The sequence below is a fragment of the Levilactobacillus tujiorum genome, from assembly GCF_012641185.1.
GTDB classification, from domain to species: domain Bacteria; phylum Bacillota; class Bacilli; order Lactobacillales; family Lactobacillaceae; genus Levilactobacillus; species Levilactobacillus tujiorum.
The window spans coordinates 70,806-96,865 of the sequence record NZ_JAAXLK010000002.1 but is presented as its reverse complement, the minus strand read 5'-3'; the positions used below and the strand labels follow the sequence as shown (position 1 = coordinate 96,865).

General features: G+C 48.4%; 24 protein-coding genes and 1 other annotated feature. Of the genes, 10 read left to right on the top strand and 14 right to left on the bottom strand.

The window, feature by feature from the left end:
* Window positions 1-192: 192 nt before the first annotated feature.
* Window positions 193-2,859, bottom strand: a complete 2,667-nt coding sequence (locus tag HF569_RS01305; RefSeq protein ID WP_168901044.1) for a valine--tRNA ligase — start codon at window positions 2,857-2,859, stop codon at window positions 193-195.
* A 114-nt stretch (window positions 2,860-2,973) separates the two neighbouring features.
* Window positions 2,974-3,187 (bottom strand) — a binding site (T-box leader).
* A 23-nt stretch (window positions 3,188-3,210) separates the two neighbouring features.
* A complete protein-coding gene (locus HF569_RS01300) occupies window positions 3,211-3,720 on the bottom strand; it encodes a thiol peroxidase (protein ID WP_240821931.1) in 510 nt (169 codons plus the stop codon).
* 409 nt (window positions 3,721-4,129) lie between these two features.
* Between HF569_RS01300 and HF569_RS01295 the strand changes: the two genes are divergently transcribed.
* Window positions 4,130-5,116, top strand: coding sequence for a D-2-hydroxyacid dehydrogenase (locus tag HF569_RS01295; RefSeq protein WP_168901043.1), 987 nt, complete (start codon window positions 4,130-4,132; stop codon window positions 5,114-5,116).
* A gap of 686 nt (window positions 5,117-5,802) precedes the next feature.
* On the opposite strand, the gene thiI is transcribed toward HF569_RS01295, so the two are convergent.
* The 3 genes from thiI to ezrA all read right to left on the bottom strand — a co-directional run bounded on the left by thiI (window position 5,803) and on the right by ezrA (window position 10,112).
* Entirely contained in the window at window positions 5,803-7,020 is a 1,218-nt protein-coding gene (gene thiI, locus HF569_RS01290) for a tRNA uracil 4-sulfurtransferase ThiI (protein ID WP_168901042.1), read from the bottom strand.
* Window positions 7,021-7,050: 30 nt separating this feature from the next.
* Window positions 7,051-8,196, bottom strand: a complete 1,146-nt coding sequence (locus HF569_RS01285) for a cysteine desulfurase family protein (RefSeq protein WP_168850320.1) — start codon at window positions 8,194-8,196, stop codon at window positions 7,051-7,053.
* Window positions 8,197-8,378: 182 nt separating this feature from the next.
* Window positions 8,379-10,112 carry a septation ring formation regulator EzrA gene (gene ezrA / locus HF569_RS01280; RefSeq protein WP_168901041.1) on the bottom strand — a complete coding sequence of 578 codons (1,734 nt, stop codon included), beginning with the start codon at window positions 10,110-10,112 and terminating at the stop codon, window positions 8,379-8,381.
* 186 nt (window positions 10,113-10,298) lie between these two features.
* Here ezrA and HF569_RS01275 point away from each other — a divergent pair, with 186 nt between their 5' ends.
* From HF569_RS01275 to HF569_RS01255, 5 genes are all read left to right on the top strand, one after another.
* Window positions 10,299-10,769 carry a GAF domain-containing protein gene (locus HF569_RS01275; RefSeq protein WP_168850322.1) on the top strand — a complete coding sequence of 157 codons (471 nt, stop codon included), beginning with the start codon at window positions 10,299-10,301 and terminating at the stop codon, window positions 10,767-10,769.
* 198 nt (window positions 10,770-10,967) lie between these two features.
* Window positions 10,968-11,573 (top strand): 30S ribosomal protein S4, encoded by a 606-nt coding sequence (gene rpsD / locus HF569_RS01270; RefSeq protein WP_168850323.1) that lies wholly within the window; start codon window positions 10,968-10,970, stop codon window positions 11,571-11,573.
* Window positions 11,574-12,076: 503 nt separating this feature from the next.
* A complete protein-coding gene (locus HF569_RS01265) occupies window positions 12,077-12,442 on the top strand; it encodes a TM2 domain-containing protein (RefSeq protein ID WP_168901040.1) in 366 nt (121 codons plus the stop codon).
* 91 nt (window positions 12,443-12,533) lie between these two features.
* Window positions 12,534-12,983, top strand: coding sequence for an Ltp family lipoprotein (locus tag HF569_RS01260; RefSeq protein ID WP_168901039.1), 450 nt, complete (start codon window positions 12,534-12,536; stop codon window positions 12,981-12,983).
* A 132-nt stretch (window positions 12,984-13,115) separates the two neighbouring features.
* Entirely contained in the window at window positions 13,116-13,316 is a 201-nt protein-coding gene (locus HF569_RS01255; protein ID WP_168901038.1) for a hypothetical protein, read from the top strand.
* Window positions 13,317-13,365: 49 nt separating this feature from the next.
* Here the strand turns inward: HF569_RS01255 and HF569_RS01250 are convergent, their stop codons facing one another.
* Both HF569_RS01250 and HF569_RS01245 read right to left on the bottom strand, forming a co-directional pair.
* Window positions 13,366-14,406: an AI-2E family transporter gene (locus HF569_RS01250; protein ID WP_168901037.1), complete on the bottom strand. Its 1,041-nt coding sequence runs from the start codon at window positions 14,404-14,406 to the stop codon at window positions 13,366-13,368.
* Between the two features lie 44 nt (window positions 14,407-14,450).
* Window positions 14,451-15,050 (bottom strand): DUF1054 family protein, encoded by a 600-nt coding sequence (locus HF569_RS01245; RefSeq protein WP_168901036.1) that lies wholly within the window; start codon window positions 15,048-15,050, stop codon window positions 14,451-14,453.
* Between the two features lie 76 nt (window positions 15,051-15,126).
* Between HF569_RS01245 and HF569_RS01240 the strand changes: the two genes are divergently transcribed.
* From HF569_RS01240 to HF569_RS01225, 4 genes are all read left to right on the top strand, one after another.
* Entirely contained in the window at window positions 15,127-15,582 is a 456-nt protein-coding gene (locus HF569_RS01240) for a YueI family protein (RefSeq protein ID WP_168849507.1), read from the top strand.
* 18 nt (window positions 15,583-15,600) lie between these two features.
* A complete protein-coding gene (locus tag HF569_RS01235) occupies window positions 15,601-16,875 on the top strand; it encodes a replication-associated recombination protein A (protein WP_168901035.1) in 1,275 nt (424 codons plus the stop codon).
* A 393-nt stretch (window positions 16,876-17,268) separates the two neighbouring features.
* Window positions 17,269-17,556 (top strand): hypothetical protein, encoded by a 288-nt coding sequence (locus tag HF569_RS01230; RefSeq protein ID WP_168901034.1) that lies wholly within the window; start codon window positions 17,269-17,271, stop codon window positions 17,554-17,556.
* A gap of 96 nt (window positions 17,557-17,652) precedes the next feature.
* On the top strand, window positions 17,653-18,132 hold the full coding sequence (locus HF569_RS01225) for a universal stress protein (RefSeq protein ID WP_168849510.1): 480 nt from the start codon (window positions 17,653-17,655) through the stop codon (window positions 18,130-18,132).
* 131 nt (window positions 18,133-18,263) lie between these two features.
* Here the strand turns inward: HF569_RS01225 and HF569_RS01220 are convergent, their stop codons facing one another.
* The 7 genes from HF569_RS01220 to HF569_RS01190 all read right to left on the bottom strand — a co-directional run bounded on the left by HF569_RS01220 (window position 18,264) and on the right by HF569_RS01190 (window position 25,982).
* Entirely contained in the window at window positions 18,264-19,121 is an 858-nt protein-coding gene (locus HF569_RS01220) for a helix-turn-helix transcriptional regulator (RefSeq protein ID WP_168849511.1), read from the bottom strand.
* A gap of 354 nt (window positions 19,122-19,475) precedes the next feature.
* Window positions 19,476-21,080 carry a glycerophosphodiester phosphodiesterase family protein gene (locus tag HF569_RS12590; RefSeq protein ID WP_168901033.1) on the bottom strand — a complete coding sequence of 535 codons (1,605 nt, stop codon included), beginning with the start codon at window positions 21,078-21,080 and terminating at the stop codon, window positions 19,476-19,478.
* Between the two features lie 95 nt (window positions 21,081-21,175).
* Complete coding sequence (locus tag HF569_RS01210; protein ID WP_168901032.1) at window positions 21,176-22,318, bottom strand: D-alanine--D-alanine ligase family protein; 1,143 nt, start codon at window positions 22,316-22,318, stop codon at window positions 21,176-21,178.
* Between the two features lie 74 nt (window positions 22,319-22,392).
* A complete protein-coding gene (locus HF569_RS01205; protein WP_168901031.1) occupies window positions 22,393-23,364 on the bottom strand; it encodes a DUF2785 domain-containing protein in 972 nt (323 codons plus the stop codon).
* Window positions 23,365-23,421: 57 nt separating this feature from the next.
* A complete protein-coding gene (locus HF569_RS01200; RefSeq protein ID WP_168901030.1) occupies window positions 23,422-24,273 on the bottom strand; it encodes an SPFH domain-containing protein in 852 nt (283 codons plus the stop codon).
* A gap of 185 nt (window positions 24,274-24,458) precedes the next feature.
* A complete protein-coding gene (locus tag HF569_RS01195) occupies window positions 24,459-24,761 on the bottom strand; it encodes a glycine cleavage system protein H (RefSeq protein ID WP_211089009.1) in 303 nt (100 codons plus the stop codon).
* 15 nt (window positions 24,762-24,776) lie between these two features.
* The gene (locus HF569_RS01190) at window positions 24,777-25,982 is read right to left on the bottom strand and encodes an FtsW/RodA/SpoVE family cell cycle protein (RefSeq protein WP_168901029.1); all 1,206 of its coding nucleotides are present in this window, start codon (window positions 25,980-25,982) and stop codon (window positions 24,777-24,779) included.
* Between the last annotated feature and the right edge of the window lie 78 nt (window positions 25,983-26,060).

The window sequence follows — 26,060 nt, the reverse complement described above, 5'->3', positions numbered from 1 at the left end:
CGCCTTCACACAGCGTTCAGCGCCGAAATTTCAACCTTTAGAAATGGTTAAGAATGAGCGAATGCGTGCAACAAATCCCGCGTTTTTTCCATTAGTAAGTATAGTGGCACTTTTACTAGACACAAAAAAATCACCATCCCCGTTAGTGAGGATGGTGATTACAGTTAGCTTATCGCAATCGACGTAAGCTGATTACAGTTGTGCTTTGATATCTACAAGCCGTTGTTGCGTGGCTTCCAGCTTCTTTTGGTTATCCGCTTGCTTTTCACGTTCAGCGTTAACCACGTCCTCTGGGGCGTTGGCAACGAACCGCTCGTTCCCCAACTTCTTGGTTGCCCGTTCAACTTCGGCGGTAAACTTCGCCACTTCTTTGTCCAACCGGGCTGCTTCATCGTTCAAGTCAACCAGTTCGGCCAGTGGTACGGAGACTTCGGCACCCGTGATCACAGCCGTCATCGACAACTTGGGCGCGGTCAGATCAGCCCCAATTTCAAAGTCCTTCGGGTGAACGAACCGGTCAATGTAGTCCCGGTTGTTTTCAAAGACGCTCTGTAACTTGGCGTCGCTCGTCTTGATCTGCAAGTCGATCGGCGTGGACATTGGCGCATTAGCTTCCGCCCGAATGTTCCGGACCGCCTTGATCAGGTCAATTAAGCTGGTCATGTCACTTTCTGCCGTGGCGTTGTCAAATTCTGGATGATCGACTGGATAGGCTGCCGTTACCAGTGACTTGCCGTCATGCGGCATCGCTTGCCAAATGGCTTCCGTGACGAATGGCATGATTGGTTGGAGTAACCGCAACGTCTGATCCAAGACGTAAGCCAACAGGTCTTGCTTAGTGGCCTTAGCCGCCTCGTCATCGCCCGTTAAGACTTCCTTACTCATTTCGATATACCAGTCACAGAAGTCGTTCCAGATGAAGTTGTACAGTGAACGGCCAGCTTCACCGAATTCAAACTTGTCGAACATTTCAGTGACATGCTTAACCGTATCATTCAACCGACTCAAGATCCATTTGTCGGTCAGATCCCACTTGTCAGCTGCTGGTACCACGGGCTTGGTATTTTCACCCAAGTTCATGATCACAAACCGGCTGGCGTTCCAGATCTTGTTGATGAAGTTCCAGGCAGCATCCATCTTGTCATAGCTAAACCGGACATCTTGACCCGCCGTCGACCCAGTAGACAGGAACCACCGCAAGGCATCGGCCCCGTACTTGTCAATGACATCCATAGGATCAATCCCATTGCCCAGTGACTTACTCATCTTCCGACCATCTTCGGCCCGAATTAATCCGTGCAGGAGAACGTGTTTGAACGGCCGCTTGCCAGTAAATTCGAGGCTTTGGAAGATCATCCGAGAAACCCAGAAGAAGATGATATCGTAACCGGTGACCAACGTGTCGGTTGGGAAGTAGCGTTTATAATCGGCACTGTCTTCATTAGGCCAACCCATTGTAGAAAATGGCCACAGTGCACTTGAGAACCACGTATCCAAAACATCGGGATCTTGTTCCCAGTTTTCTGGATCCTTTGGTGCTTGTTCATCAACGTAGACTTCACCGGTCTTCTTGTTGTACCAAGCTGGAATCCGGTGGCCCCACCAGAGTTGACGTGAAATAACCCAGTCATGGACGTTTTCCATCCATTGCGTAAAGGTATGTTCGAACCGTTCTGGGACGAAATCAACCGCATTGTCGCTCTCTTGATTCTTGATGGCAGCTTCAGCCAGTGGCTTCATCTTCACGAACCACTGCGTTGACAAACGGGCTTCCACTTGAACTCCCGTCCGTTCTGAGTGACCAACGGAGTGGACGATCGGGTCAACCTTGAGCAATAAGCCCTGTTCGTCCAGATCAGCAACCATGGCCTTCCGTGCATCAAAGCGGTCCATGCCAGCGTACTTGCCGGCCCGATCGTTCATCGACGCATCTTCGTTCATGGTGTTGATCCGTTCCAAATTGTGACGGTTCCCAACTAAGAAGTCATTAGGGTCGTGGGCTGGCGTAATCTTAACCATCCCGGTCCCAAAGTTAATGTCGACGTATTGATCGGCAATGATTGGAATTTCACGGTTAGCCAGTGGCAAGACCACTTTCTTACCCACTAAGTCCTTGTACCGGTCATCGTCTGGGTTCACGGCAACGGCAGTATCCCCCATCATGGTTTCTGGACGCGTCGTCGCAATCTCGATGTAGTGCTTGCCATTGAAGGTATCATCCGGATTAGCAAATGGATACTTCACGTGGTAGAAGGCACCCTTATCATCCTTATGGATCACTTCAATGTCGGACAAGGCCGTCCGTGCTTGGGGATCCCAGTTGATGATGTATTCGCCCCGATAGATTAGGCCCTTCTTGTACAGTGCCACGAAGACCTTCTTCACTGCATCGGATAGCCCATCATCCAGGGTAAACCGTTCCCGGGAATAGTCCATGGATAGCCCCATCTTGGCCCACTGCTTGTGGATGGTAGCGGCGTATTCGTCCTTCCATTCCCAAACTTTGTCCACAAACTTCTCACGGCCCAAGTCGTAACGGGTAATGCCTTGCTCGCGCAACCGGGCTTCCACCTTGGCCTGCGTGGCAATTCCGGCATGGTCCATCCCGGGAACCCAGAGCGTGTCAAATCCTTGCATCCGCTTTTGCCGGATTAACATATCTTGCAACGTCGTATCCCAAGCATGACCCAAGTGCAACTTCCCCGTCACATTTGGTGGAGGCAATACAATCGAATATGGGGTGGCCTTTTTATCGCCACTTGGTTTAAATACATCTTCGTCTAACCAAGTTTGGTACCGTCCCGCTTCAACGGCGGTCGGGTCATACTTGGTCGGCATATCAGTCTGCTTATCTGCCATGTAAATCAATTCCTTTCTCTTGATAACCTTGTCTTAAACAGCTAGTCCTAACATCTTGCAGCATGACTAGCCAAGTTAACTGTCGCTGATACACAAAAAGACTCCTCATCCTAAAATTAGGACGAAGAGTCTTCGCGGTACCACCTAAATTGGGCGTTTATGCCCCACTTAACTTCTTTGTTAACGGAGAGTGCTCCGGTCTGGGCTTACTCATTCGTTCAGCCCAACGGCTCACAAGCTACATTCACGCGGAATCGTTCACCGGCTCACAGCACTACCGGCTCTCTGGGCAACTCACCCGCGCTACTGACTTGTTCTACGCCACTTTCACATAGTCTACTCAATTTTTACCTAAAGGTCAACACGTGGTACCAGTTTTTCCAAAGCATCGATCGCTTCGAGGTAGTCTGGCTCATCGGATTGTTCCGTCACAATCTGCCGGTAAACGATCTTTCCTGTCTCATCAACAATCCAGATGGACCGTGCCAAATTGCCTAAGTTAGGGACGTATAACCCCATCTCGTAGCCAAAGGACAGTTCTTCATCAGATAACAGGTCAACGTTTTCGACACCTTGAGCAGCACACCAACCGGTCTGTTCAGCAATTGAGTTGTTCGAGATCGTGCAGAACTTAGCTGCTGGATAATGATCCGCCTGCTGGGTAAACTTCCGTGTTTGCAACGTGCAAACGGGCGTTTCAAGATCCGGAACAACACTAATCAAAGTAACTTTGCCAATCAAATTTGCCGTTTTAACTTTGACATTGTTCTGATCAAACACTTTAAACTTTGGTAACTGATCTCCAACCTCTGGCGGTGTGCCAGAAAGAGTCATTGTATTGCCGAGCCGTGTAACATCCACGCAGATCAACCCCTTCAAAATATACATCGGTTTACCACCGATTGTTACGTCAATTATCCCGCAACTTAGGGGGCAATGACAAGCGTTTTGCTGTAAAATCACAAAAAACTCAAGATTAAGGTCAAACCTGCACTCACCGGAAGCACCGGGCCTAATTTAGGGCAGTTCACAGCCCAGTTTGACTGAGGTTAACAGCACAAAGCATCAGTCTGTGAAAACAACGGACAGATTCATCCCCTGAGTCATGTACCTTTACGATCACCCTTGCCCCAATTGTTACTTGGCTTAACAAATAAAGAACTGGATTGCCTCCCCCACTTGTCCAAGCCTTAACGCATCACTTGCACGGCCCCCTTCTTTTGTAGTTCAATTAAGGAAAGCGTTTTAATTTCAAATTGGAGGCTTTATCATGAAAATTTTTTGTTATGGAACCCTAGCCGTTGAAGAACCCTACGTACGCGCTTGGAGTAAGAAAAACGCTGTGGAAGTGGGGATGACTAGTAAGCCCCTAAGTAGTGCCACCGCCGACCTAGCGAAGGGCTACGACGGGGTCTCAACTAAGGGTATTGTCCCCGTCACGGCAGACGTCTACGCCAAATTCGAAGAGTTTGGGATCAAGCAACTCGCCGTTCGTCAGGTCGGGGTTGATAATCAAGACGTCCCCGCTGCCAGTCAACACGGTATTACGTTGACTAACGTGGCTTCCTACTCGCCACGAGCAATTGCCGAAATGGGGGTGACCCAGGCGATGTCCTTGCTCCGACACATCGGGATCTATCAACAGCGGATGCACAATGGTGATTTCACCTGGGATGCCGATACCATCAGTACCGAAATCTTCAACTGCACCGTCGGACTAATCGGTGCCGGTCACATTGGCGCGGCCACTGCTCAGATCTACAGTGCTTTGGGTGCCAAGGTACTGACGTATGACCCGGCCTACGATGCCGCCTTAGAGCCCTACACGACCTACACGGATAAAGAAACGATTCTCAAAGAAGCCGATATCATTTCACTCCACACACCACTGCTGCCCTCAACTAAAAATATGATCGACGCGGCGGCGTTCAAGAAAATGAAGCCGAATGCCATTCTGATTAATATGGCGCGTGGTGAACTGGTCGACACGGCTGCCCTCATCACGGCCTTGAAGACCAAGGAGATTGCCGGTGCTGGGCTAGATACTTTGGCCAATGAAGTGGCATTCTTCACTCAGAAGAAGCCTTATGCAGACACACCACAGGATTTCCAAGAGTTAAACGCGATGCCTAACGTCATTATTACGCCACACGTGGCCTTCTTTACGAAGTTAGCCGTCAAAAATGGACTAGAAATTGCGCTGAACGATGCGCAACTCATCATCAACGGCCAAAAGAGCCGGCACGCCGTTAATTAGCTGCGTTTGTTGCTTGCCCAAAGACCATAAAAACAAAAATCGTCATCTGAGTCTAGCTGTAAAGACAAAAGTAGCCTAAACCCGTCACCTGCGGCTGACAGAGATTCCGCCTGCTGTGGGGAACGCCTGCGGCCTGAGAAGCGGTCCTCCGGCTCGGTTTGAAACCTGACAAAAATCGTCAGTTTCCAAACGTGTCCCACGCTGTAAGCCGAAAATCGGCTTACACCGTTGTCACAGCTGGCTCCATTTCTGCCCTCCTCCGGTTAGGGGTAGTCGTTGAATTCTAAGCTGACTTGAACAGATGAAACGGCGATAGTCATTCGGCAACGATCAGTGACCACCACGTAGCCGTGAGTGAGCTAAATTTGAGCTCAGCCGTAGGATTTTCCAAGTGCTTTTCTTGGTAAATGGCGCCTTTGAGACGCGATTCCCGGCTCAAAGCGAGGTTCGAGACCGTTCTATGGCTCGAGCCGTCCTCCCTACAGCGATCCAGCTCAAATTTGGCGAACGGTAAAGCGGCAGTCTAATCCGTGCTGACTAATCTTTAAGTATCCAAGCACGAAACAACATGAAGGAAATAAACTATTCTTTTCAACCTTTAGCTCGCACCAAAAAAGGCAGCATCACCCCACTCCCTAAGGAGTCGCAGTGATGCCGCCTTTTTGGTGTTCAATTTTTACTAAGCTTTAGAGTAATTCTGCGAAGACATCTTCGTTCTGGTTCAAGTAGTTATCACCAGGACGGATGTCAGAAATTACGATGCCGTCCAAGGCCTCTTTCATCAAGCCTTCAACGTCAATATAGCCCTCATACTTCCGCGACTTCTCTAAGTCTGGTCGCGTCTTTGGTGCCGGTGGCGTGAAAATCGTACAGCAATCTTCGTAGGGTAAAATGGACAGATCATAAGTGTCGATATCTTCAGCTACTTTGATAATTTCCGTCTTATCCATCGAGAGCAGTGGCCGTAGAATTGGCATGGACGTCACATCATTGATGGCGGCCATACTTTCCAGCGTCTGCGAAGCCACTTGCCCCAGTGATTCACCGTTAAAGATCCCCTTAGCATGCCGCTTCTGGGCAATTGCGGCCGTTAGCCGTAACATCAAGCGCCGTTGCACGGTCATCAAGTAACCTTCTGGGACTTTTTCCTTGATGGTCTCTTGAATCTTAGCGAATGGCACTTGGATGAACTGAATACTCCCAGAGTACCCCGCCAAACGGGCTGTCAGTTCCTTAGCCTTCGCCAATGCCTGTTCAGACGTGTATGGCGGACTGTAGAAATGGATCATATCAATCTTAACGCCACGCCGCAGCGCATAGTAAGACGCCACGGGGGAATCAATCCCACCGGATAGCATCATGACTGCCTTGCCGCCCGTACCAACTGGTAAGCCACCGGCCCCCTGAATGGTTTCGCCAGACAGGAAGACCCCGTTCATCCGCACTTCAACCCGTAATTCCAGGTCGGGATGCTTCATTTGGACGGTCAATCTGGGAACGTTGTCGAGAATCGTGCTTCCCAGGATTTCGTTCATCTGGTAGGTATCGTATTGAAATTCCTTATCTTGGCGCCGCGTGTTAATCTTGAAGGTCATCTCCGGCTTAAATGCCTCTTTGACCATCGTCACCGCCGTTTGCTTGATCTCTTCAATATCTTTATCAACCTTCACCGATGGCGAGAAGTTCTCGATACCGAAGACACCCTTCAACCGTTTCATGACGGCTTCCGAATCCGCCCCGTTAAGGGTAACGTGCAGGCGGTCATGTTGTGCTTTAACCTCAACACTGTCAAACGTGCCGAGGGCCTTACGTACGTTTTGGCCGAGCTGCTTGATGAAGTCTTTCTTGTTTTTCCCCTTCGTCGACAGCTCGCCGTAACGGACCATAATTTCGCTGTATTCCATTGCGCGACCCCTTTCGTTAGTTAGCTTAAATTAGTTTAACTTGGCAAATTGCGTGTACAATTCGTCAAAAACTTGGTTAAATTTCTCGGCTTCCGCCATGGTATTATGCTCGTCCAATGAAATTCGCACCGCACTCGTTGCGATGCCATCATCCACCTTCATGGCTTGTAGCGTGCTGGATTCGACGTGCTTCTTAGATGAGCAAGCGCTGGTCGTCGAAATGTAAATATCGTGCTCCTCGAACGCGTGCACAATCGTTTCGCCCCGGACACCCGCAATTGCAAAGCACAGAATGTGCGGTGCAAAGTAAGGCAGATCCTTAGAAAAGATGGTAACGTTGGGGAACTTCTCGACGTGATGCAGGATTGCCAGACGGATATCGCGTTGTTGCTTAACCTTGGCAGCTTCGTTATCCAACAAGAGCCGCAACGCCTTCGCCATGGCAGCGATGGCTGGTAAATTCTCTGTACCAGAACGTAAATTCCGCTCCTGACCACCACCGGCCATTAACGGCGCAATCTTCCGACCTTGACGTTTGTACATAAAACCAATGCCGCGGGGGGCGTGGAATTTATGCCCGGAAAAGGTCACGAAGTCTACGCGATCATTAAAGATCTTGTCGGCTAGGCCCTTCCCAATCCCCTGCACGGCGTCAATGTGCCAGTGAATCCGGGGAAAGTCCCGCATGACCGCAGCGATGTCATCTAGCGGTTGCACGGCCCCAATTTCATTGTTAACGGCCATCGTCGACACTAAGATGGTAGATGGCTTGATGGCTGCGCGCAAATCCGCGGCCGATACCCGACCATGCTCATCAACGGGCAAATACGTGACTTCGAAGCCTTCTTGCTTCAGCTGTTCCATGGAATTGTGCACGGCTGGATGTTCCACCTCAGTGGTAATCAGGTGGTTTCCAAACTCACGCTTAGCCATTGCGGTTCCTTTAATGGCCCAGTTATCACCCTCGGTACCTCCACTGGTAAATAGGATTTCACTCAGCTTAGCACCGACTAAATCCGCAATCTGTTGACGGGATTGCTCGAGCAAGTTAAATGCTTGCTCACCAAACTTATGCAAACTTGAAGGGTTACCCCAGTAATTCGCACTAACTTTGGCATAAGTATCGACAACCTCGGGTGCTGCCTTGGTCGTCGCACTATTATCAAAATAAATCATACTGAACCCTCTTATCTCTTTTCTATTGGTTCGACTCCGATAGAAATTCTTTCTCATTATAAACACAATCGTCCATTCTCACAAGCCCCTTGCTTAGAACCCCCACTCCGTGAACGCTTGCATTTACCCCACGCCGCCAAACAAAAAAACCACACCAACTTTTCCATTGATGTGGGTCATGTTTACTTTTTATCCGTTGACTCATGCTGTGGCTTTTGCTTGCCCTTACTCTGGTAATAGGCATCTTCCAAGCGCTTGTAAGATCCTGGCTCAACCTCGTCCAGCACAGTGGCAATCGTCTCTAACGCCTGTGCATACTGGTGCTTATTCTCAAAGAGATCCGCCGCTTCTTTGCTAGCTTGCGCCACATTCTCATGACTGGTCTGATAACGGTTTGCGTACTGTAACAACTGCTCGGCTAACTCCGCGCTATCAATCAAATCATCCGTCTTGTCCTGTAAGGTGTCCAAGTCGGTCTGAATAATCAGCAGTTGCTTCGTGATCCGCTCCATATCAATCTGGGGTTGATCCATATCCGTCGCCAATTGCGCCACTTCATCACGCACGACAAAGAAGTAGTCCAAATAGTTTTGAGGAATCCCTGGCAGATTCAAGTTCTCCACTTGCCGCCGTAAACTATGTAGATCAAAATCAAATTGCTGCAAGGTGTTGCGGGCCTGCCGCTCTTCGTCTGCTAAACCAGCCACACTCTTCAGAATATCAGCCTGTTGCTGTTCAATTTGTTCCAAATCCTTTTGCTGCTGTTTTTGATGGGCCAGCACTTGCGAGTACGTTGCTGTTTTACCAGTTAGGTCCTGAATGTCCCGTTGGTAGATCCCATCAATACTGCGCAGTTGTTCGTTTAACTCACGCGCGGTCTCCAACTCTTGATGGTCCAACGTGTAGTTTTGACTCAACCGATCGAGTTCCGTCATCAGTGAATGGTTCTGATTCTGTGCGTGGGCAATAAACCGCGCCACACCATCCAAATTACTTTCAACCGGCTGCTTAGCGTCGATTTCCGTTTGCATCAGGTCATAGACGTTGTCAATTTGACTGGCAATTCGCTCATTCACGACCTGAGCATCGTCGGGACGCAAATCCTTCAGCGTTTCCAAATTGGACTTGATGTGTTCTTCCACCGTGGTAATCAGCCCGGGAACATCTTGATCCCCGAACTGGAAGCTCTCAGCTGTTAATTGTTGGTAACCGCTCTTCAATTCCTTGACTTGATCAGGGAAAGTGACGGTTAGATCTTTATATAAGGGTGGAATGGCCTTAATCAAGCTCTCCAAGACATCCGTATCATCATGCAACTGCTCCAACACATCGGCAGCCCGTTCATGATCCCCCTCTTGCGTGAGGCGTGAGAAGGTATCAAAGTTATCTTCCAGTTGACTCAGTTGTTCCTCTAAGCCATCGATGCTGGGACCAAACGCGAAGTTCTTGGCCAGCAATGTTTTGCGCAGGTCTTGATACTTTTGTTCCAGGTCCTTGACCGCCTGCCGGTGTTGCTTATCAACATCCTGCAAATGGGTCAATTGTTCTTGAACAGACTTAATCAATTCATCCGTTTGCGTAATCAACATTGTGACCTTATTTAAGTTACGCCGCAATTGAATTAAGCTGACGCCCCGCGAATCGCTCAGCAATTGCGCCAATTGTTCATCAATTCTGGTAAATCGATTCTCTGTGATTTCGGAGAAGTCCGCTTGCAAATTCTCATAGTCTTCAAGCGATTGTCCGGTTAGGCTGAGTTGCCCCACCAACTGAAGTTCATCCTTTAGCGGGATAGCTTCCATTGCCTCTTTCTTAGTGGTTAACGTCGCTACCTGCCGCCGAATCCGCTGCTGGTATATCACTAAGCCAACGTACGCGGCAACCGCAAGTATGACGATTCCTATTAGCACAATCATATTGACCCCATCCTTCATCCACATTTCAACGTTTAAACGAGTTGTAAAATTACTCGGCTCACTTTATAATTTAATCTAATCTTGATTATAGCATAAGTGGCATACTGGCTTCACTAGGTTTTCATGATTCTCTTAACCTTTCTGGCTATAATCGAATAAAATTTCAATATCAATGGAGGCCTTTTCATGAGTGACCGTGTCAATTCCCTAATCACCGAACAACTCGACGCCCTTTTACACGAGGAAACGAATCTCATTGCTAACCTGGCCAACGCTTCTGCACTGCTGAAACAAACGCTGACAGACGTCAACTGGGCCGGCTTCTACCTTTACCAACCCCAAACCGACGACTTGATTCTGGGACCCTTCCAAGGCAACGTGGCCTGCATCCACATTGAAAACGGCAGTGGTGTCTGTGGCACCGGCCTAGCTACGCAAACCACACAACTCGTTCCCGACGTACATGCCTTTGCGGGCCACATTGCCTGCGACTCCGCCAGTAATTCCGAAATCGTTGTGCCCCTCACCCTGAGTGACGGCACCAAGCTGGGGGTCATGGATATTGACTCCCCTATTAAGGAACGCTTTACCACCGATGATCAGGCGGTCCTGGAAGAATTCGCCCGCGTTTTGTTAAAACACATTGACAAAGCCTAGTGCTTCTGGGTATACTGGTGTTTGTGTAAAATAATGCAGCGATAAGTGGTAAGCTCGTCAACAGATTGTTGCCGTTCAATTGGTTCAGGAAGTAACCTGCGGCTGCATACGGTGAAACCTGCAAAGCAACCTGCACGAATACTAAACTTATATACAGCTTATTTTACTCCAAATAATATTTTATTGGAGGAACTATCTATGTCTCGTTACACTGGCCCAAGCTGGCGTATTTCCCGTCGTTTAGGGGTATCCCTTTCCGGCACTGGTAAAGAATTAAACCGTCGTCCTTACGCACCTGGTGATCATGGTCAAGGTCGTCGTCAAAAGTTATCTGAATACGGTACGCAATTGCGTGAAAAGCAAAAGCTCCGGTTCACTTACGGCATGACTGAACGTCAATTCTACAACTTGTTCAAGCGTGCCGGCAAGATCAAGGATGGTACCCATGGTACTAACTTCATGATCTTACTCGAACGTCGTCTGGACAACATGGTTTACCGTTTAGGTTTGGCTACGACTCGTCGTCAAGCTCGTCAATTGGTTAACCACGGTCACATTACGGTTGATGGCAAGCGCGTTGACATCCCTTCATACGAAGTGGAAGTTGGCCAAGTGATCTCCGTTCGTGAAAAGTCTAAGGACATGGCAATCATCAAGGGCGCTGTTGAAGCCGTTGTTGGTCGTCCACAATACGTCCAATTCGACGCTGACAAGCTGGAAGGTTCCCTTACCCGCTTCCCTCAACGTGAAGAATTAGATGCAGAACTCGACGATTCTCTTATCGTTGAATACTACAACCGTTAAATCGGTTGGAATTGCGCACTTTCCATATTTATGGGAAGTGCGTTTTTTTTGGTTAATTGATGATTAAATATATGAATTTCGATCAAAAGTCATCTAACACCATTCTCTCAAATTAGTTCATGTCCCCCTCTTCTACAGATTCATACATTAAAGCTATTGATTGACATGGATCAAATAGCTAATTCATTATCTGAACTCAAATTTTCTACTCAGCACTTAGTAGCTCTGGTATAATACAGTCTGTAAAGGCTTTATGACCAGTAGATCCAAGCACATAAAAGAATTAAAATCCTCCCAAAGAATCTGATAGTCATTACATCTCTTCTAGTCTCAGAAAATGAAGGGTTAGGCCATTTAATGCTATTAAACTCGTGAATTATTTCGTAATTTCTTCTCACCCAGAAGCATTACACTAAAAGAGTTGTATAAACGCTACTACAACTATGCCCCACCATGCTGACGGCTTAAAACTCCTGCATACAATCCATATCGGAGGAAACAACATGTATAATAATCAATATTTAAAGAGCCAGTTGACTAACGAAGAGGTTTTAGTCGTCAATTCTGAAATTGAACGCCAAAAGAAGTCAACGGCAGTGGCCTTTCTGCTTTGCCTTTTTCTGGGCACATTGGGCGCCCATCGTTACTATATGGGTAAAAATGGATCCGCTATCGCTATGACTTTGATTACAGTTCTAACATTGGGGCTTGGTACGTTTATAACTGGTATTTGGGCTTTTATTGACCTCTTTTTAATAACCACTTGGCTTCGAGAAAACCAAGATGAGATTGAGAATACCGCTGCACAACAAATCTTAAGCAAACGAGGTAGTCAAACGAAAGAAGCTACCGAAAACAACATCGACTAATTAATACTTAGATAACCTAATGTACTTTTGTCCCAACACTGACGACATTAAAAGCCGTGAATACATATTTTCAACAGGAGGAAGGAACATCATGAAGAAGTCCCTTACTATCGCCATTACACTATTAGCAAGCCTTTCACTGACAGCCTGCTCTTCTAGCAGTGACTCTGCTGACACCTCTTCTGACGAATCATCAACCGAAGCAGTTTCATCGTCAAAGAAGAGTTCAGTACCTGCCGAATATGAAGCGGCTTTAAATAAGGCTGAGACCTACGCCGACTCCATGGATATGTCTGAAAAGGGTATCCATGATCAGTTAACTTCGGATGCTGGCGAACAATTCTCAGAAAAAGCCGCAACATATGCAATGGATCATTTAACCGATGTTGACTGGAATGCCAATGCTTTGGCTAAAGCCAAGACGTATCAGAAAGAGATGAGCATGTCATCGGATGCTATCCGTGATCAATTAACTTCCAGTGCAGGGGAACAATTCACTTCAGAGCAAGCAAACTATGCTGTTTCACACTTGGATGATTAATTAAGTACCGAAGTAGGATTACTCTCAGCACATAGGGATTCACGGATTAATTGCCTCTTTTTCCGTATCACCCGGCCCCACTCTGCTGAACGGCCCTAAAAGCGGCAGAAATTACATACTGGAGGCCTTCCTATGCCCGTCTTGAATCTTGTCATGAGCCTATCACTCGTCTTAAATATTCTCCTTGGCCTAGCCGTCATTGCCCTACTGATCGTTTTCGTCCTTTGGCTACGTGATCGCCATCGCAAATCATCCCAAGTCACGACTAAAACATTGCTCTACTACGTTGGGCTGCTAGTGATCTTCATCGTTGCCAAGCTGGTCATGCACTAACCAAAATAACGTTCTCCCATCATCAGGAGAACGTTATTTTTTGCCTTATTTACTGATCAGCCGGTTTCGACCGGACCGGCTTAGGTTTCAACTGAACATCAAAGACTTCTAGGAAGAACGCCACCAATGGCACCCCGACGATTAAACCCCAAGCGCCAAAGAGCCGTTCACTCACAATCAAGGTAATGAAGGTGACAAAGATCGGCAAGTTCGTGGCATTAGCCATCAGCCGTGGATGCAAGAAGTACGATTCAAACATGTGAATCAAAATCACCAGCACGATGACTTCGATCACCCGGACCAGTCCACCGGTCACAAACGCAATGATTATCAGGGGAATCATCGAAATCAAGACACCGGCAACCGGAATTAAGCCTAGGAAGAAGACCATGATACCCAAGATTAACAGGCTAGGCATCCCCAGCAGCCACAGCCCCAACACCATTAGAATGGTATTGATCGTGCAAATAATCAACTGCGTTTCGATAACCGTCCCAAAAATATGAACGAACTTCAAAATGAGGTCGCCCATGGGTACAAATAACCCGGCAAACCGACTTTTAGCAAAAGCATGAACAAAGTGTTCTAACTGATGCTTGGTCAGGTTGAAAATAAAACTGAAGAAAAAGGCCAACAGAATTGTCTCGACACCAGAACTAAAGCGTGACAACTTAACCATGCCACTGGAAAGCATGGCTTTACCATTACTAATCACCGTCGCGTTTTGCGTCAAGTTCTTAATCAATTTTTCCAATTCCGTTTCCAATTGCGGATAAGTCTGGACCAACATATCCAGCGTATGCGGTAAGTTGGAAGCTTCCGCAACTAGCGGCGGAATGATCTGGCCAAACGCCGCCACCAAAGCCCCTAGAAAAAGCACGTACACGAGTAACGTCGCCCACAGATGATGCAGCCGGAGATGGTGTTCTATCCCCATAATCGCCGCGTTACCTAAATAAATAAACACAATCGTAAACAGTGCCAGCGACAGAAAGGCATGCGCTTGCCACACAATCACAATCAACACGATCAACGCTAAATAATACATGGTCAGCGGATTTTGCCACCATTGTTTGAGTATATTAATCAAAGAAGTCCCCCCCCGGGTGCTGTCATTTAAGACGCTCCCCATCATCATAGTCGAATCAACTGATCGTACACCGGCAATAATGCCGTCACATCATCCCGAATCACCTGTGCTTGGTCCGCCGCAGACAATGAAAAGAACGCATCTCCACGGTGATAATTCCGACCAACTTGCCACTCGGCATGCCGTTGAGTCTGTTCAGCCATCAATGCCTGATAAGTGGCCCGCGTCAATGGTCGCGCACAGTCTTTATCCGTGTGATCCCCACCGCATTCAAATCCTGTCGGCAACTGCAACACCAAGTCCTCTTTTACACGACTCAACAAGGCCTGACGTTCCTTAGCCTCCTGCAATACGGCTAGCCAAATAAAGAAACGATCGTCCCAAAATCCAATCTCTAGATGCGGTAACATCTTATACCCCCGTTTGGACGTACTGAATGCCACCCAAGTATCCGTTGGCGGATTCTTAGTTCGCCGGCGGTGCTGGGAAATGTGATCATAGATTGGCATGCTCAGCCGTGCAAAGACTGGGGCCAAATCCGTCACGGTTGCCGTAAACTTAGGGTCAATGTAACGCTGGATCTTGGCCAAGCGTCCCGGCAGTGTTGGGTCATCAAAAACCCGAAAATCCTGATCCTGATACATCCTAAATCGCTCCTCCTGAAACTTGCTTCCATTCCATGTTATACTAACAGCACGACATTGAAAAGAGGGATTAGACATGGCTGAAAAGAGTCAAATGGATAAACACTTACAAAACTCAACCTTTGGTGCACCCAAGGTTAATCCGGATGAACAACGCCGCTATCTGGGGACATTTAGAGAACGGGTCTCACTGGCCATGACCATTGCTGAGGTCAAGGATCGTCACAACGTTGACGCGTTCATCACCGAAATCACGGCTCATCCTGATTATCAAATCATTTTAAACGGTCATATTGGTCAAGGTGACCTCGCACCCTATCTCAAGGTCGCGGGTCAACGCAACCTTAAGTTTACAATTCGCAATGATATTTTCTACGGCATGGCAGAAGACGATTATGGTTTAATCGTTGCCAGCGACCATGCCATTAACAAAAACCCAGTTGATTTACTCAAGAAATACCCGAAGCAATCTGCTAGTTCTGACACACCAGACAGTAAGAAATCCTTGCTGGATAAGCTCCTGGGTAAATAACGAAAGGAGCTTCAGTCTTTGGCACAACCACTTGCTTATCGCATGCGACCACAGCGCCTTGAAGACGTGGTCGGTCAACAGGAGTTGGTCGGTCCGGGCAAGATCATTGCCCGCATGGTCGCAGCCAAATTATTATCCTCAATGATTCTCTACGGACCACCGGGCACTGGTAAGACGAGTATCGCCAGTGCCATCGCTGGTTCCACCAAATATGCCTTCCGAAAACTCAACGCAGCGACTGACTCCAAAAAGGATTTACAGGTCGTTGCGGCTGAGGCCAAGATGAGTGGCACCGTGATTCTCCTGCTCGATGAAATTCACCGGCTAGATAAGACCAAGCAGGACTTCTTGTTGCCGCATCTCGAAAGCGGTCGAATCATCTTGATCGGGGCGACCACGGAGAACCCCTATATCAATATCAACCCGGCCATTCGTAGTCGGACGCAAATTTTTGAAGTGCATCCCCTGTCCCTAGCGGACATTGAAACTGCGCTTCGTCGCGCCATTGCGGATAAGGACCGTGGACTGGGAAAATTACCGCTAACCGTCGACGAGGACGCCTTCCATTTTATGGCCGGCGCAACCAACGGCGATCTGCGGAGTGCCTTGAACGGGTTGGAATTAGCGGCCCAGTCAACCCCACCCGATGAGGACGGGCAAATTCACCTTACCTTAGACGTCGCCGAAGCCTGCTTTCAACGCAAAGCGCTGGTGGGCGATAAGAATGGCGATGCCCACTACGACGTCATTTCCGCCTTTCAGAAGTCGATTCGGGGCAGTGACACCGATGCCGCCCTACATTACTTGGCTCAATTAGTCGCGGCGGGCGATCTTCCGTCAATTTGCCGGCGCCTCATGGTCATTGCCTATGAAGACATTGGCATGGCTAATCTGCCAGCAGCGGCGCGAACCGTTCAAGCCGTGACGGCCGCGCAACAGTTGGGCTTACCCGAAGGTCGTATTCCCCTCGCCGACGCGGTGATTGAGCTCTGTTTGTCACCCAAATCCAATTCGGGAATTACGGCCATGGACGCGGCCCTGAGTGACGTCATGAACGGTCACAATGGCGCCGTACCCGCTCACTTGAAAGATGCTCATTATGCGGGCGCTAAAAAGTTGGGGCACGGCAACGACTACCAGTATCCTCACAATTTCCCCAACGATTGGGTTAAACAACAATATTTGCCCGACACCCTGCGTGACGCCCAGTACTATCATCCCAAGACCAATGGCCGCTTTGAAAGTCAATTAGCCGAACAATACGCGCGTTTACGGCAAGCCAGCCGGACGTAACGAATTGAATTTTTATAAAAAATATGCTAATATACAATTGGTTCTAAGGTGTACGCGTTGTCTCACTACAAGTTGCCGAACAAGTAATATTTAAACGGGATTGCCTAAGGGCGAAGAAGATGACATGCCTTTTCACTTGGAAGTCAGACACTTCGCCACGCTCTCCCCCCTGCATTTGTCATCGCGGGTCAACATGACTAGACAATTAACGGCACCACTTAGATCATCAAAAGCTTTGCTTTGAGGGCCATTCCATTGAATGGCTCTTTTCTTTTGGCGTCAATGTGCTATCCTAAATGAATTGGCGCTTATCATTAAACTTTTTTGCACCGCCAGAACGCCTCATTAGGCGGCAGCTCAGTGAACATTTAATTATCATTAAGGAGGACCCTCATGGTCATCACAATTCTCATGATTTGCTACACGTTACTTTCATTCGGTATTGGTTGGTTTGCCTTCAGCCACCGTCAACGCCCCTTCCTGGTCTTTCATCCGGAAGAATCCAGTGTTCTTAGCCACGTTCTCATCATCTGTGGCACAATTCTGATGGTTATCGGTGTTCTAGCCGCCGTGGCCACCATCATGAACAACACCGTCTTCATTTCCCTCACCTTACTCGCAGGGGTCATCGCTATTATGGCTTTTCAACTCCTACTTTTGCATTGGTTTCCAAAGCGGTAACCGTTTCCAACTTTTCCACCTTTTTTCACCATATTGCTTTTTATTTCGCGATAAATAACGTATGATAAGAGTATAAAGTAATGAGAGGTGAACAATATGTTACAACAATACAAGCACATTTTAGTTCCAGTAGACGGGTCATACGAGGCTGAATTAGCCTTTAAAAAGGCGGTCGCTGTTGCTAAGCGTAACGATGCTGATTTACATCTCGTTCACGTTGTTGATACGCGGGCTTTCCAAAATATTTCCAGCTTCGATACCAGCATGGTTGAGCAAGTAACGGAAACGGCTAAGAAGACGTTGGATAAGTATGTCGCTGACGCAAAGGCCGATGGCTTACAGAGCATCGACTACGCTATCGAGTATGGTGCACCCAAGACCATCATCGCCCGCGATGTTCCCCGTGACAACGATACCGATTTAATCATGATCGGTGCCACCGGTTTGAACGCGGTCGAACGATTACTCATTGGTTCCGTGACTGAATACGTTACCCGGACTGCGATCTGCGACGTTCTGGTGGTTCGGACTGACCAACATAACCAACCTGCTAAGAATACGCATCCTGAAAGATAATCTCTTGTTGATTTTAAAGACGCACGCTGTTCCTGAATTTGGGAACAGCTTTTTTATTGCCTGCAATCGTCATCAGCGACAAAAAGAGACTGGAAAATGACGCCTCCAGTCTCTCAAATCTCATCAATCATTTATTCCGTAATCATGGGGCCAATTTGCGGTGTCAAGCGTTCCTGTAACGCGACATTGTGCGTCACTAAGGCCAACGTCCGGGCAATGATTAAGCTCTTCTTGGCCGCTGCGGTGGCCATCAAGGCTTGTTCCGCCTGCCCTCTTACTTCATAGAGCACATCAATTAAGTAGAGTGATGCCTGATGCTTAACGGCCCGTAATGCGGCCTCCACATTTTCAATCACCAACTGCGGTTGATCTAACTCGAGGTACAGCTGGGCAATTCGGTAACGCGCCCAGATCATCCGCTTGAAGTTGTCTTCGTCATGCCATTCAAACTCGTCTAAATAATTGCTAGCCGCATTTAAATAATACCGGGTCTTATCTAATTCCTCACGTGCTAAGTAGGCCGTCGCCATGCCGACATTCCCCACAATGGCGTACAAGTCCCATGGCATCCGATATGAACGATGTAATAATAAATTAAAATGGAAAATAGCTTCATCCGGCCGTTGCCGTGCACCCAATTCGATAAATCCCCGATAATAGTGATACCGTTCGCGATCAAAGCTATTTTGAACGTTAGTCATATTCATTTTAGCCAACAGTTCCGCAGCGAGTGAGTAATCTTCACGACGAACGGCGTTGGAAATGCTATTGAATTGGTCATCCAAGCCACTCCCCAGCCCCGACAAGACATCATCCAATGAAATGTTCAATCGCCGGCAGATTTGCAAAATAATCTTAATGCTGGGGACCTTATTCTTCTTTTCCATTAAACTCACCGTGGCCTGAGTGCAGATGCCTTCGGCTAACTCTTGCTGTGATAGATTTTTCTGTTTGCGGTACTGTTTAACCTTATTCCCTAATAAACGCATCTTATCTCTCCCTACGATTCGTAACGTTAGGTAACAGTCAACTTGATAAAACCGAACATTACTCAAAAAATCACTAACACCCATCCCCCGACCGTGTTCACAACAGGTGTTAATATTTATCCCCTGGTAATGACTGGCCGTAGTGCGGCCCGTTTATCTTATTTACCATAATAAGTGATTCAGCTTGAATTACAAGCTTTATGCCGTTTTATTAAGGAACTTTAATCTGTCTATACCATTTTATCATTTAGATATAAAAGGATTAATATCCAGCCCACCCGTGACCGTATATTAATCCTTTTATAGTTCGTTTTATGCGTATATTACCTCAAAAACTAATTGTCGCCTTACCAATTAGTAGCTATAAATAAATTTTTGTAAGATGGCCCACTGTACTCGGCGGCGTGGTTGGCTAGTCGCCGTGCGCAAGCGTTGTAGTTCGTTGGTAATCTGCCCATCAGCGCCCAACGCCCACATGCGGGTCATTTTAGCTGTCGTATCCGGGGTCCAGATATAAGCGGGCGCCCCCAACCGATGCGCCGCCAGAATAAACTGTTGACTGGCAGAAATTTGCTGGAAGGAATAGAAGTCGGCCGGAACCGAGCTTGGTGCCACCCAATTGAACGGTAAAATATAGCCGACACGTAAGGCTGGCAGTGCTCGTCGTAACTCGGCCACAACCCGATAATCCAGCGAATGGACGACGGCGTGATCGCGAATCAACCGCTGCCCATACTGACAACCAAACCGGCGGACTGCCCCAGGTGAATCCTGCGGTGTCGTCTTAATCTCGACCATCAGTGGCTGATGCAGGCGTTCGGCAGTCCTTAAATAGTGATCCCAACTGGCCAATCGAGCGGATTGCCCACTCTCGTGCACGCTCAGCCGTTCTAATTGCCGTAACGTTAATTGATGCGGCGTTTGCCGGCGGTTCGCCAAAACCTGCAAATTTTCATCATGTAGGACTACCCACCGATGATCCTTAGTCTCATGCAAATCCATTTCGACGTAATCCGGCCGTTCCCGACTGACGCTTCGCAACGCCGCCAGCGTATTCTGGACGCCACGGTGATGATCAACGCCGCGGTGGGAGATGAGCACCGTTCGCGCAAACTGTGGCTGGCTCACCAATGTCTGTTGAATCACGCCACCGGCTAGCACTACACAGACTAAGCCACCCAGTAACGCCCGACTCGAATACCGCCGCTGGCAACGTGGCAACTCTGGTTGACCGCACCAGCTCCACACCACCGTCAATACACCCAACACGCTGACCAGCGCAAAGCCAATCCAAACCAGAGCGAGCGAGGCTGCCAACAGCCACTGACTTCCCAGCAGGCTGCCGTGACGATCGTACCACCAGTTTACCCAGACTAAAGCCTCACTCATCCCCCACCAAACGCCGGTCAGCATTAGACTAATCACCAGCGCCATTAACATCTGCGGGATTGACCCGTGACGCCTTAGCTGCGGTGTCAACCGGCGAAAATGTCGGGGGCCCCACAACAATAGATAAGTCGCTAGCACGCCATACACGATAGCTGCCGTGATCACGACTGGTCGCCGGTACAGGGAGACCAAGTTCACCCAACTTGCAGCCAGCGGTAAGCGAACCAATACTCGGCTGCTCAACCCCCACAATCCTAATGGCAAGGCTAGTACAACGATCAGCGCCTCAATGGCTAACCACTGCCACTTGTGAGCCCAAACGCGCCGCCAAGTCGTTGGCCAATCCGGCTGCTGCTCACTATATAGCCGGACCAGCTGCATCAATTGACCGGCTAGCATGATCACTAAAATAACGATCGCAAGAACCAATGGTACCGACCAGCCCGGGCGTTGGCTGAGCCACCGTACACCGGCAAAAAGGCCGATGACGGCCTCCCAGCCGAGCAGCAGCCCCGGCGCCAATAAGCCCTGACGCCAGCTATTTAACAAATGTCGACCAAACCTGTACACCCTAGTTGCCTCCTCTTTTCCAGCACACCATTTTACGCCAATAAAAAAGCGACGCGCAACGTCTCCGCTACCGCACCGCTCTTTGAGATGAACACTTACTTCTTAGGCTTGTAAGTTGATGCCGCCGAGTTGTCATCTAATGGAATGAAATCGTAGGCCAATTCATCTTGGTACTTGAATTCATCAAGTGCCAGTTCGATGAGCCGATCAATCAGATCCGCATAACTAATGCCCGAGGCTTGCCACAATTGCGGGTACAAGCTGATGTTAGTGAACCCTGGTAAGGTGTTAACCTCACCCACGTAAGGCACACCATCTTGTGAGACCAGATAATCAATCCGGGCCATCCCCTTTAGGCCTAAAGCAGCATATGTCCGCAGCCCCATCGTGGTAATTTCAGTCGTCAGTTCAGCAGATAATTCTACTGGCACTTCGAACGTCACACCACTGGCATCCACAAACTTATTGTTGTAGTCGTAGAAGACATCGGATTCTGGCACCCGAATGGCCCCTAGCTTAGATGCTTGGGGATGTTCGTTACCCAAAATGGAAATTTCAACTTCTTCAGGGCCAGCGATGGTCTCCTCCACCAGTACCTTAAAGTCATAACGGAAGGCATCGGTGAGCCCTTCATCAAACTCTTGGGCGTTACCAGCTTTGTGAATTCCAACTGAAGAACCCTGATTAGCAGGCTTGATGAAGACGTTCGTCCCCAACTTGGCTTGCACCGTCGCATAGTCGTATTCGTCACGATTTTCCGGCGTAATCACTACGTACTTCGTGTTCCGAATACCATGCGTCGTTAAGACCTGCTTCGTCATATCTTTATCAAAGGACGTCGCTGATGCTAAGACGCCACTCCCCACGAAAGGCTTTTTCAACAACCGGAAAAGCCCTTGGATCGTACCGTCTTCACCCAAGTTACCATGGATAATTGGGAAGAAAACATCAATGTCCTTTGCCTGCGATAAATTCCAAATGGGTGCCAATGGGTTTGCAGCGTCTACTTTGGCTTGTTCTTCAGCAGCCACAGTGGCCTCGTCTTCACCATCAAAGACGCGCCGTGAGGCTTGATCACTCAACACAAAACCGTCACGGGTTAACAAGAATAAACTCACATCGTAACGAGACTTATCCATTGCGTCATAAATGTTATGGGCTGAACGCTTAGAAACATCGTGTTCCGAAGAATTACCACCGAATAATAGACCTACGTGTAACTTTGCTTTTGTTTCCATTTTGTCACTCATCCTATCGTATATATTTCGGTTAGCCTTCAGTATACCATTTCTCTAAAAAATTGAATATCTTTTCAGCCTAAAAAATCGATAGTTGAGTTTAAATATTTTTTGAGCTTAGGACTGGCATCCTGGCGCAGTCGGAGTGCATCCGCCAGCCGTTTACGATTGAAGAACTGATTCCACCCTGCCAGACTGTCCGGCCGCCGACGCCGGGCAACCGTTTGCCGCCACTGTTTGAGCGCGTTGAGTAGCGCCGTCTCATACAGTGGATGCCGGTTGGTCAGCACCACAAAGTAGGTCGCCATCCGGTCGTTTTCCCCATAGATCAGCGGTGTCGTCAGGCGCTTCAGCCGCTCGATTAAGACCTGTAGCAGAAATAGCTTGTCTGCCCGGGGGAGACTGTCCGTCTCCGACAACACCATCAGGAGGTCGAGAATGGCCGCATAGGCGTGCGCCCACCCCTGCTGGTTAATGAAGCCCCGAGTGTCCGTTTCCAGGCAAATGTACGTCGCCACTTGGTTCACCAAATGCTGGTAATCCACCATCCCCTGCGCATCATTCTCCGCGATAAAGTGGAGGACGACTGCCAGCATGGACGCCGAACCCGCGCGTCCAAAAACAGCAGCGTTAGTGGGCTCAAGAATGTGATTAAACAAGATTTCGTCACGACTGAGGAAATTAACTAGCGTGACCATATCGTTAGCGTCTAACGCATTCTGTTGTAGCGCATCATAAACGGTGAAATTGACCCCATTGTACCGAATCTTAGGGTCTGGTGACGCCAAGTAGCGGAGCAAAAAGTCTAGATTTTGTAGCGACAGGTGCAACGGTTGATTTTGATCTAACTTCTCCCGTAGATTTCCCAGTAGGTCCTCGATGCCTTCACGGTCATCGGGTAAGGTCACAGGCGTTCGCCGGCGCCGATGGAGACCATCCATCAGTTGGCCCAACCGCGGCCCCAGGGATTGAAAAACCGTCCCCGCTTTTAAGTCTGTATTTAAGGCCGCAAGTTGACGCTGCAACTCACCTATCTGTTCATCCATGCCATTATCCTCCAATGTCTATCCTTATTTTTCTGAGCTCGTGGGCCCTTTGGTCGCTTAAGACTCAACTTTCCCAGTATTAATCACTGGTTGTGAGCCCCGTTCGTTGATGATTGAAACCATCATATTATTAATTAACTGTAATTTCTGATTGTCGCTTAGGTCTAGATCCGTTTCGTCAGCCAACCGGGCAATGGCCCCCTCGGTGATGGAAACGGCCCCCTCGACAATAATCTTCCGGGCTGACAGAATGGCTTGCGACTGTTGCCGTTGCAACATAGCCGATGCAATTTCCGTCGCGTACGCTAAGTGGGTGAGTCGCGTCTCAATAATCTTGACCCCGGCAACGTCCAAGCGTTCCTGCAACTCTTCAGTTAGATGATTGGACACCTCCGTGGGATTACTCCGCAGAGTCAACGCGGCGTGGTCGCCAAAGTTATCGTAAGCGTACTCTGAGGCGACGTGCCGAATAGCCGACTCACTCTGAATCTCCACGAATTGTTCATAGTCCTCAACTGAAAATAGGGCTTTGCTGGTGTCCACAACCTTAAAGACAATCACCGCTGCAATCTCGACCGGATTACCTTGTAAATCGTTCACCTTCAAGATCGCGCTATTGAAGTTCCGGACCCGTAACGACACCGTGGATTTGTTCGTCAGCGGCACCGTCAAATACAGACCAGCCTCACGAATCGTCCCAATATACCGGCCAAAGAAAGTCAAAACCTTTGACTGATTAGGACCGATAATCGTCAAACTGCTGGCTGCCAACGCTGCTAGGATCACAACTACGATGGCTAACGGGACTATCACGCCTTCAAAAATCATCCAACCGCTGACAATAAATAATGCCAAAACAATCAATAATCCCAAGTAGCCGTTGATATGAAACACATTTTTCTCTGACATGTGACACCCTCCATTCTCCAATTACTACTTCCATTATACCCGACTCACCGCTAAAGCACTAAGAAACCAGTTATGGTCGCCACGATTCGTTCCTAACTGGCAACCATTCGTGGGTCAAATTTTTAATCTTCAGTCTAAAAAACCGGTGCTCCCCATTGCGGGCGCACCGGTCAGTTACGCGTAGCCTAAGCTTCTTGAACGTCAACGAACCAAGCAGCATCTGTATCGCTACCGTTTAGAGCAGCATAGTCATCTGCTAACGCTGGGTTAACTGCCGTTACTTTACCAGAAACTGGACTAGGAATATCAGAAACGGCCTTATCAGCTTCAACACTCAACAGGTTTTCACCCTTCTTAACTGTGTCGCCAACTGCAGGTAATTTAGCAAATTTGATCGTGCCTAATTCGTCTTGACCTTCAGTGGTTAAACCGATACGTGTACCGTCATCTACTGCTTTAGTCCAAAAATACTTTACCATTTCAGCCATCTTAGATACTCTCCTTTATTTAAACGCGTCGTTACGACTAAACATGTAACTCTTATAATGATACCGCATTGACATGATTAAACCAATCCCAATCAAGTTCCCGATCAGAGCTGACCCACCTTGACTAACAAACGGCAATGGAATCCCTGTCAATGGTAACAGCCCAATACTCATCCCGATGTTTTCAAACACATGGAAGAGGATCATCATGATAACCCCCGTCGAAATGTAGGCATAAAACACGTTCTTAGTATCAAACGTTACGCGAATCATTTGGTAAATCAATAGGAAATACAGGAAGATTAAGACACAACCCCCGATGAACCCGAAGTTTTCGCCAATCACTGAGAAAATCATATCGGATTCACGTACGGGGACGTAAACGTGGGAGACGTTGAAGCCGGTCCCAAAGATGCCCCCGGAACCAATGGCCTTCATACTCTGCCACAACTGATACCCACTGTTTGACGTATCCTGTGAGGGGTGTAGCCACGTATCAACCCGGGAGAATTGGTAAGCTTGAAACCCAACCTTCTCCAAAATCTTCCGCCCAACATCGGTGGTGACCAGCGCCAGGGCAGTTCCCCCGACCCCACCAACGATCGCAAAAGCCGGTGCGATGATCTTCCAGGTAATTCCTGAGACCAGAATCACCCCACCAACAATGGCGAAGAACACCAGCATCGTCCCAAAGTCATTTTGCAACTTCAACAGGACCGCCACTGGCAACGTCCACAAGATCAACTTGCCGATTAACAGCCAGTCCGTCCGCGTCGTATGAATGGGATTCTGATTATTGTGCTCGGTCACTACGCGGGCCAGCATCAAGATAAAGGCGGGCTTCATAACTTCAGACGGCTGGAATGTCAGTGGGCCAATGGCAAACCAACTCCGTGCCCCAGTATTGGCAAAATAAGCCCGGCTGTAAAAGATCAATACCGCCGCCAGCAGGAAGATGCCTAAACCATACAGCAACGGGGCGACTTTCCACAATTGCTCGGAGTCAAACTGCATGATAATAATAATCGCTATCGTCCCAATGACGTACCAAATCAACTGCGACACCACGGCAGACGTGATGCTCGTGGCGCCACTATCGTGGGTCGCAGCTACATAGATGGATGCTAACCCAATAAGAGCCAGCATAAGGACACAGAAGATAATTCCCCAGTCAATGCGAGAATCCGTCTCGGTCCGTTGTTCTGTCGCATTCTTTGCCACAATGATTGCTCCTTAATTCAAACTAAGATTATCTCAAGTATAAAGGCCGCAGTGAACTTTAACGATCCACTGCGGCCA

Coding starts and splice junctions, on each gene's coding strand:
- HF569_RS01245 (WP_168901036.1), bottom strand. CDS start 15,050: ATGTATCAGGATCAGGATTTTCGGGTTTTTGATGACCCAACACTGCCG.
- thiI (WP_168901042.1), bottom strand. CDS start 7,020: ATGGAATACAGCGAAATTATGGTCCGTTACGGCGAGCTGTCGACGAAG.
- HF569_RS01210 (WP_168901032.1), bottom strand. CDS start 22,318: ATGGAAACAAAAGCAAAGTTACACGTAGGTCTATTATTCGGTGGTAAT.
- HF569_RS01285 (WP_168850320.1), bottom strand. CDS start 8,196: ATGATTTATTTTGATAATAGTGCGACGACCAAGGCAGCACCCGAGGTT.
- rpsD (WP_168850323.1), top strand. CDS start 10,968: ATGTCTCGTTACACTGGCCCAAGCTGGCGTATTTCCCGTCGTTTAGGG.
- HF569_RS01200 (WP_168901030.1), bottom strand. CDS start 24,273: ATGTCAGAGAAAAATGTGTTTCATATCAACGGCTACTTGGGATTATTG.
- HF569_RS01230 (WP_168901034.1), top strand. CDS start 17,269: ATGGTCATCACAATTCTCATGATTTGCTACACGTTACTTTCATTCGGT.
- HF569_RS01205 (WP_168901031.1), bottom strand. CDS start 23,364: ATGGATGAACAGATAGGTGAGTTGCAGCGTCAACTTGCGGCCTTAAAT.
- HF569_RS01195 (WP_211089009.1), bottom strand. CDS start 24,761: ATGGCTGAAATGGTAAAGTATTTTTGGACTAAAGCAGTAGATGACGGT.
- HF569_RS01240 (WP_168849507.1), top strand. CDS start 15,127: ATGGCTGAAAAGAGTCAAATGGATAAACACTTACAAAACTCAACCTTT.
- ezrA (WP_168901041.1), bottom strand. CDS start 10,112: ATGATTGTGCTAATAGGAATCGTCATACTTGCGGTTGCCGCGTACGTT.
- HF569_RS01305 (WP_168901044.1), bottom strand. CDS start 2,859: ATGGCAGATAAGCAGACTGATATGCCGACCAAGTATGACCCGACCGCC.
- HF569_RS01255 (WP_168901038.1), top strand. CDS start 13,116: ATGCCCGTCTTGAATCTTGTCATGAGCCTATCACTCGTCTTAAATATT.
- HF569_RS01295 (WP_168901043.1), top strand. CDS start 4,130: ATGAAAATTTTTTGTTATGGAACCCTAGCCGTTGAAGAACCCTACGTA.
- HF569_RS01265 (WP_168901040.1), top strand. CDS start 12,077: ATGTATAATAATCAATATTTAAAGAGCCAGTTGACTAACGAAGAGGTT.
- HF569_RS01225 (WP_168849510.1), top strand. CDS start 17,653: ATGTTACAACAATACAAGCACATTTTAGTTCCAGTAGACGGGTCATAC.
- HF569_RS01260 (WP_168901039.1), top strand. CDS start 12,534: ATGAAGAAGTCCCTTACTATCGCCATTACACTATTAGCAAGCCTTTCA.
- HF569_RS01275 (WP_168850322.1), top strand. CDS start 10,299: ATGAGTGACCGTGTCAATTCCCTAATCACCGAACAACTCGACGCCCTT.
- HF569_RS01220 (WP_168849511.1), bottom strand. CDS start 19,121: ATGCGTTTATTAGGGAATAAGGTTAAACAGTACCGCAAACAGAAAAAT.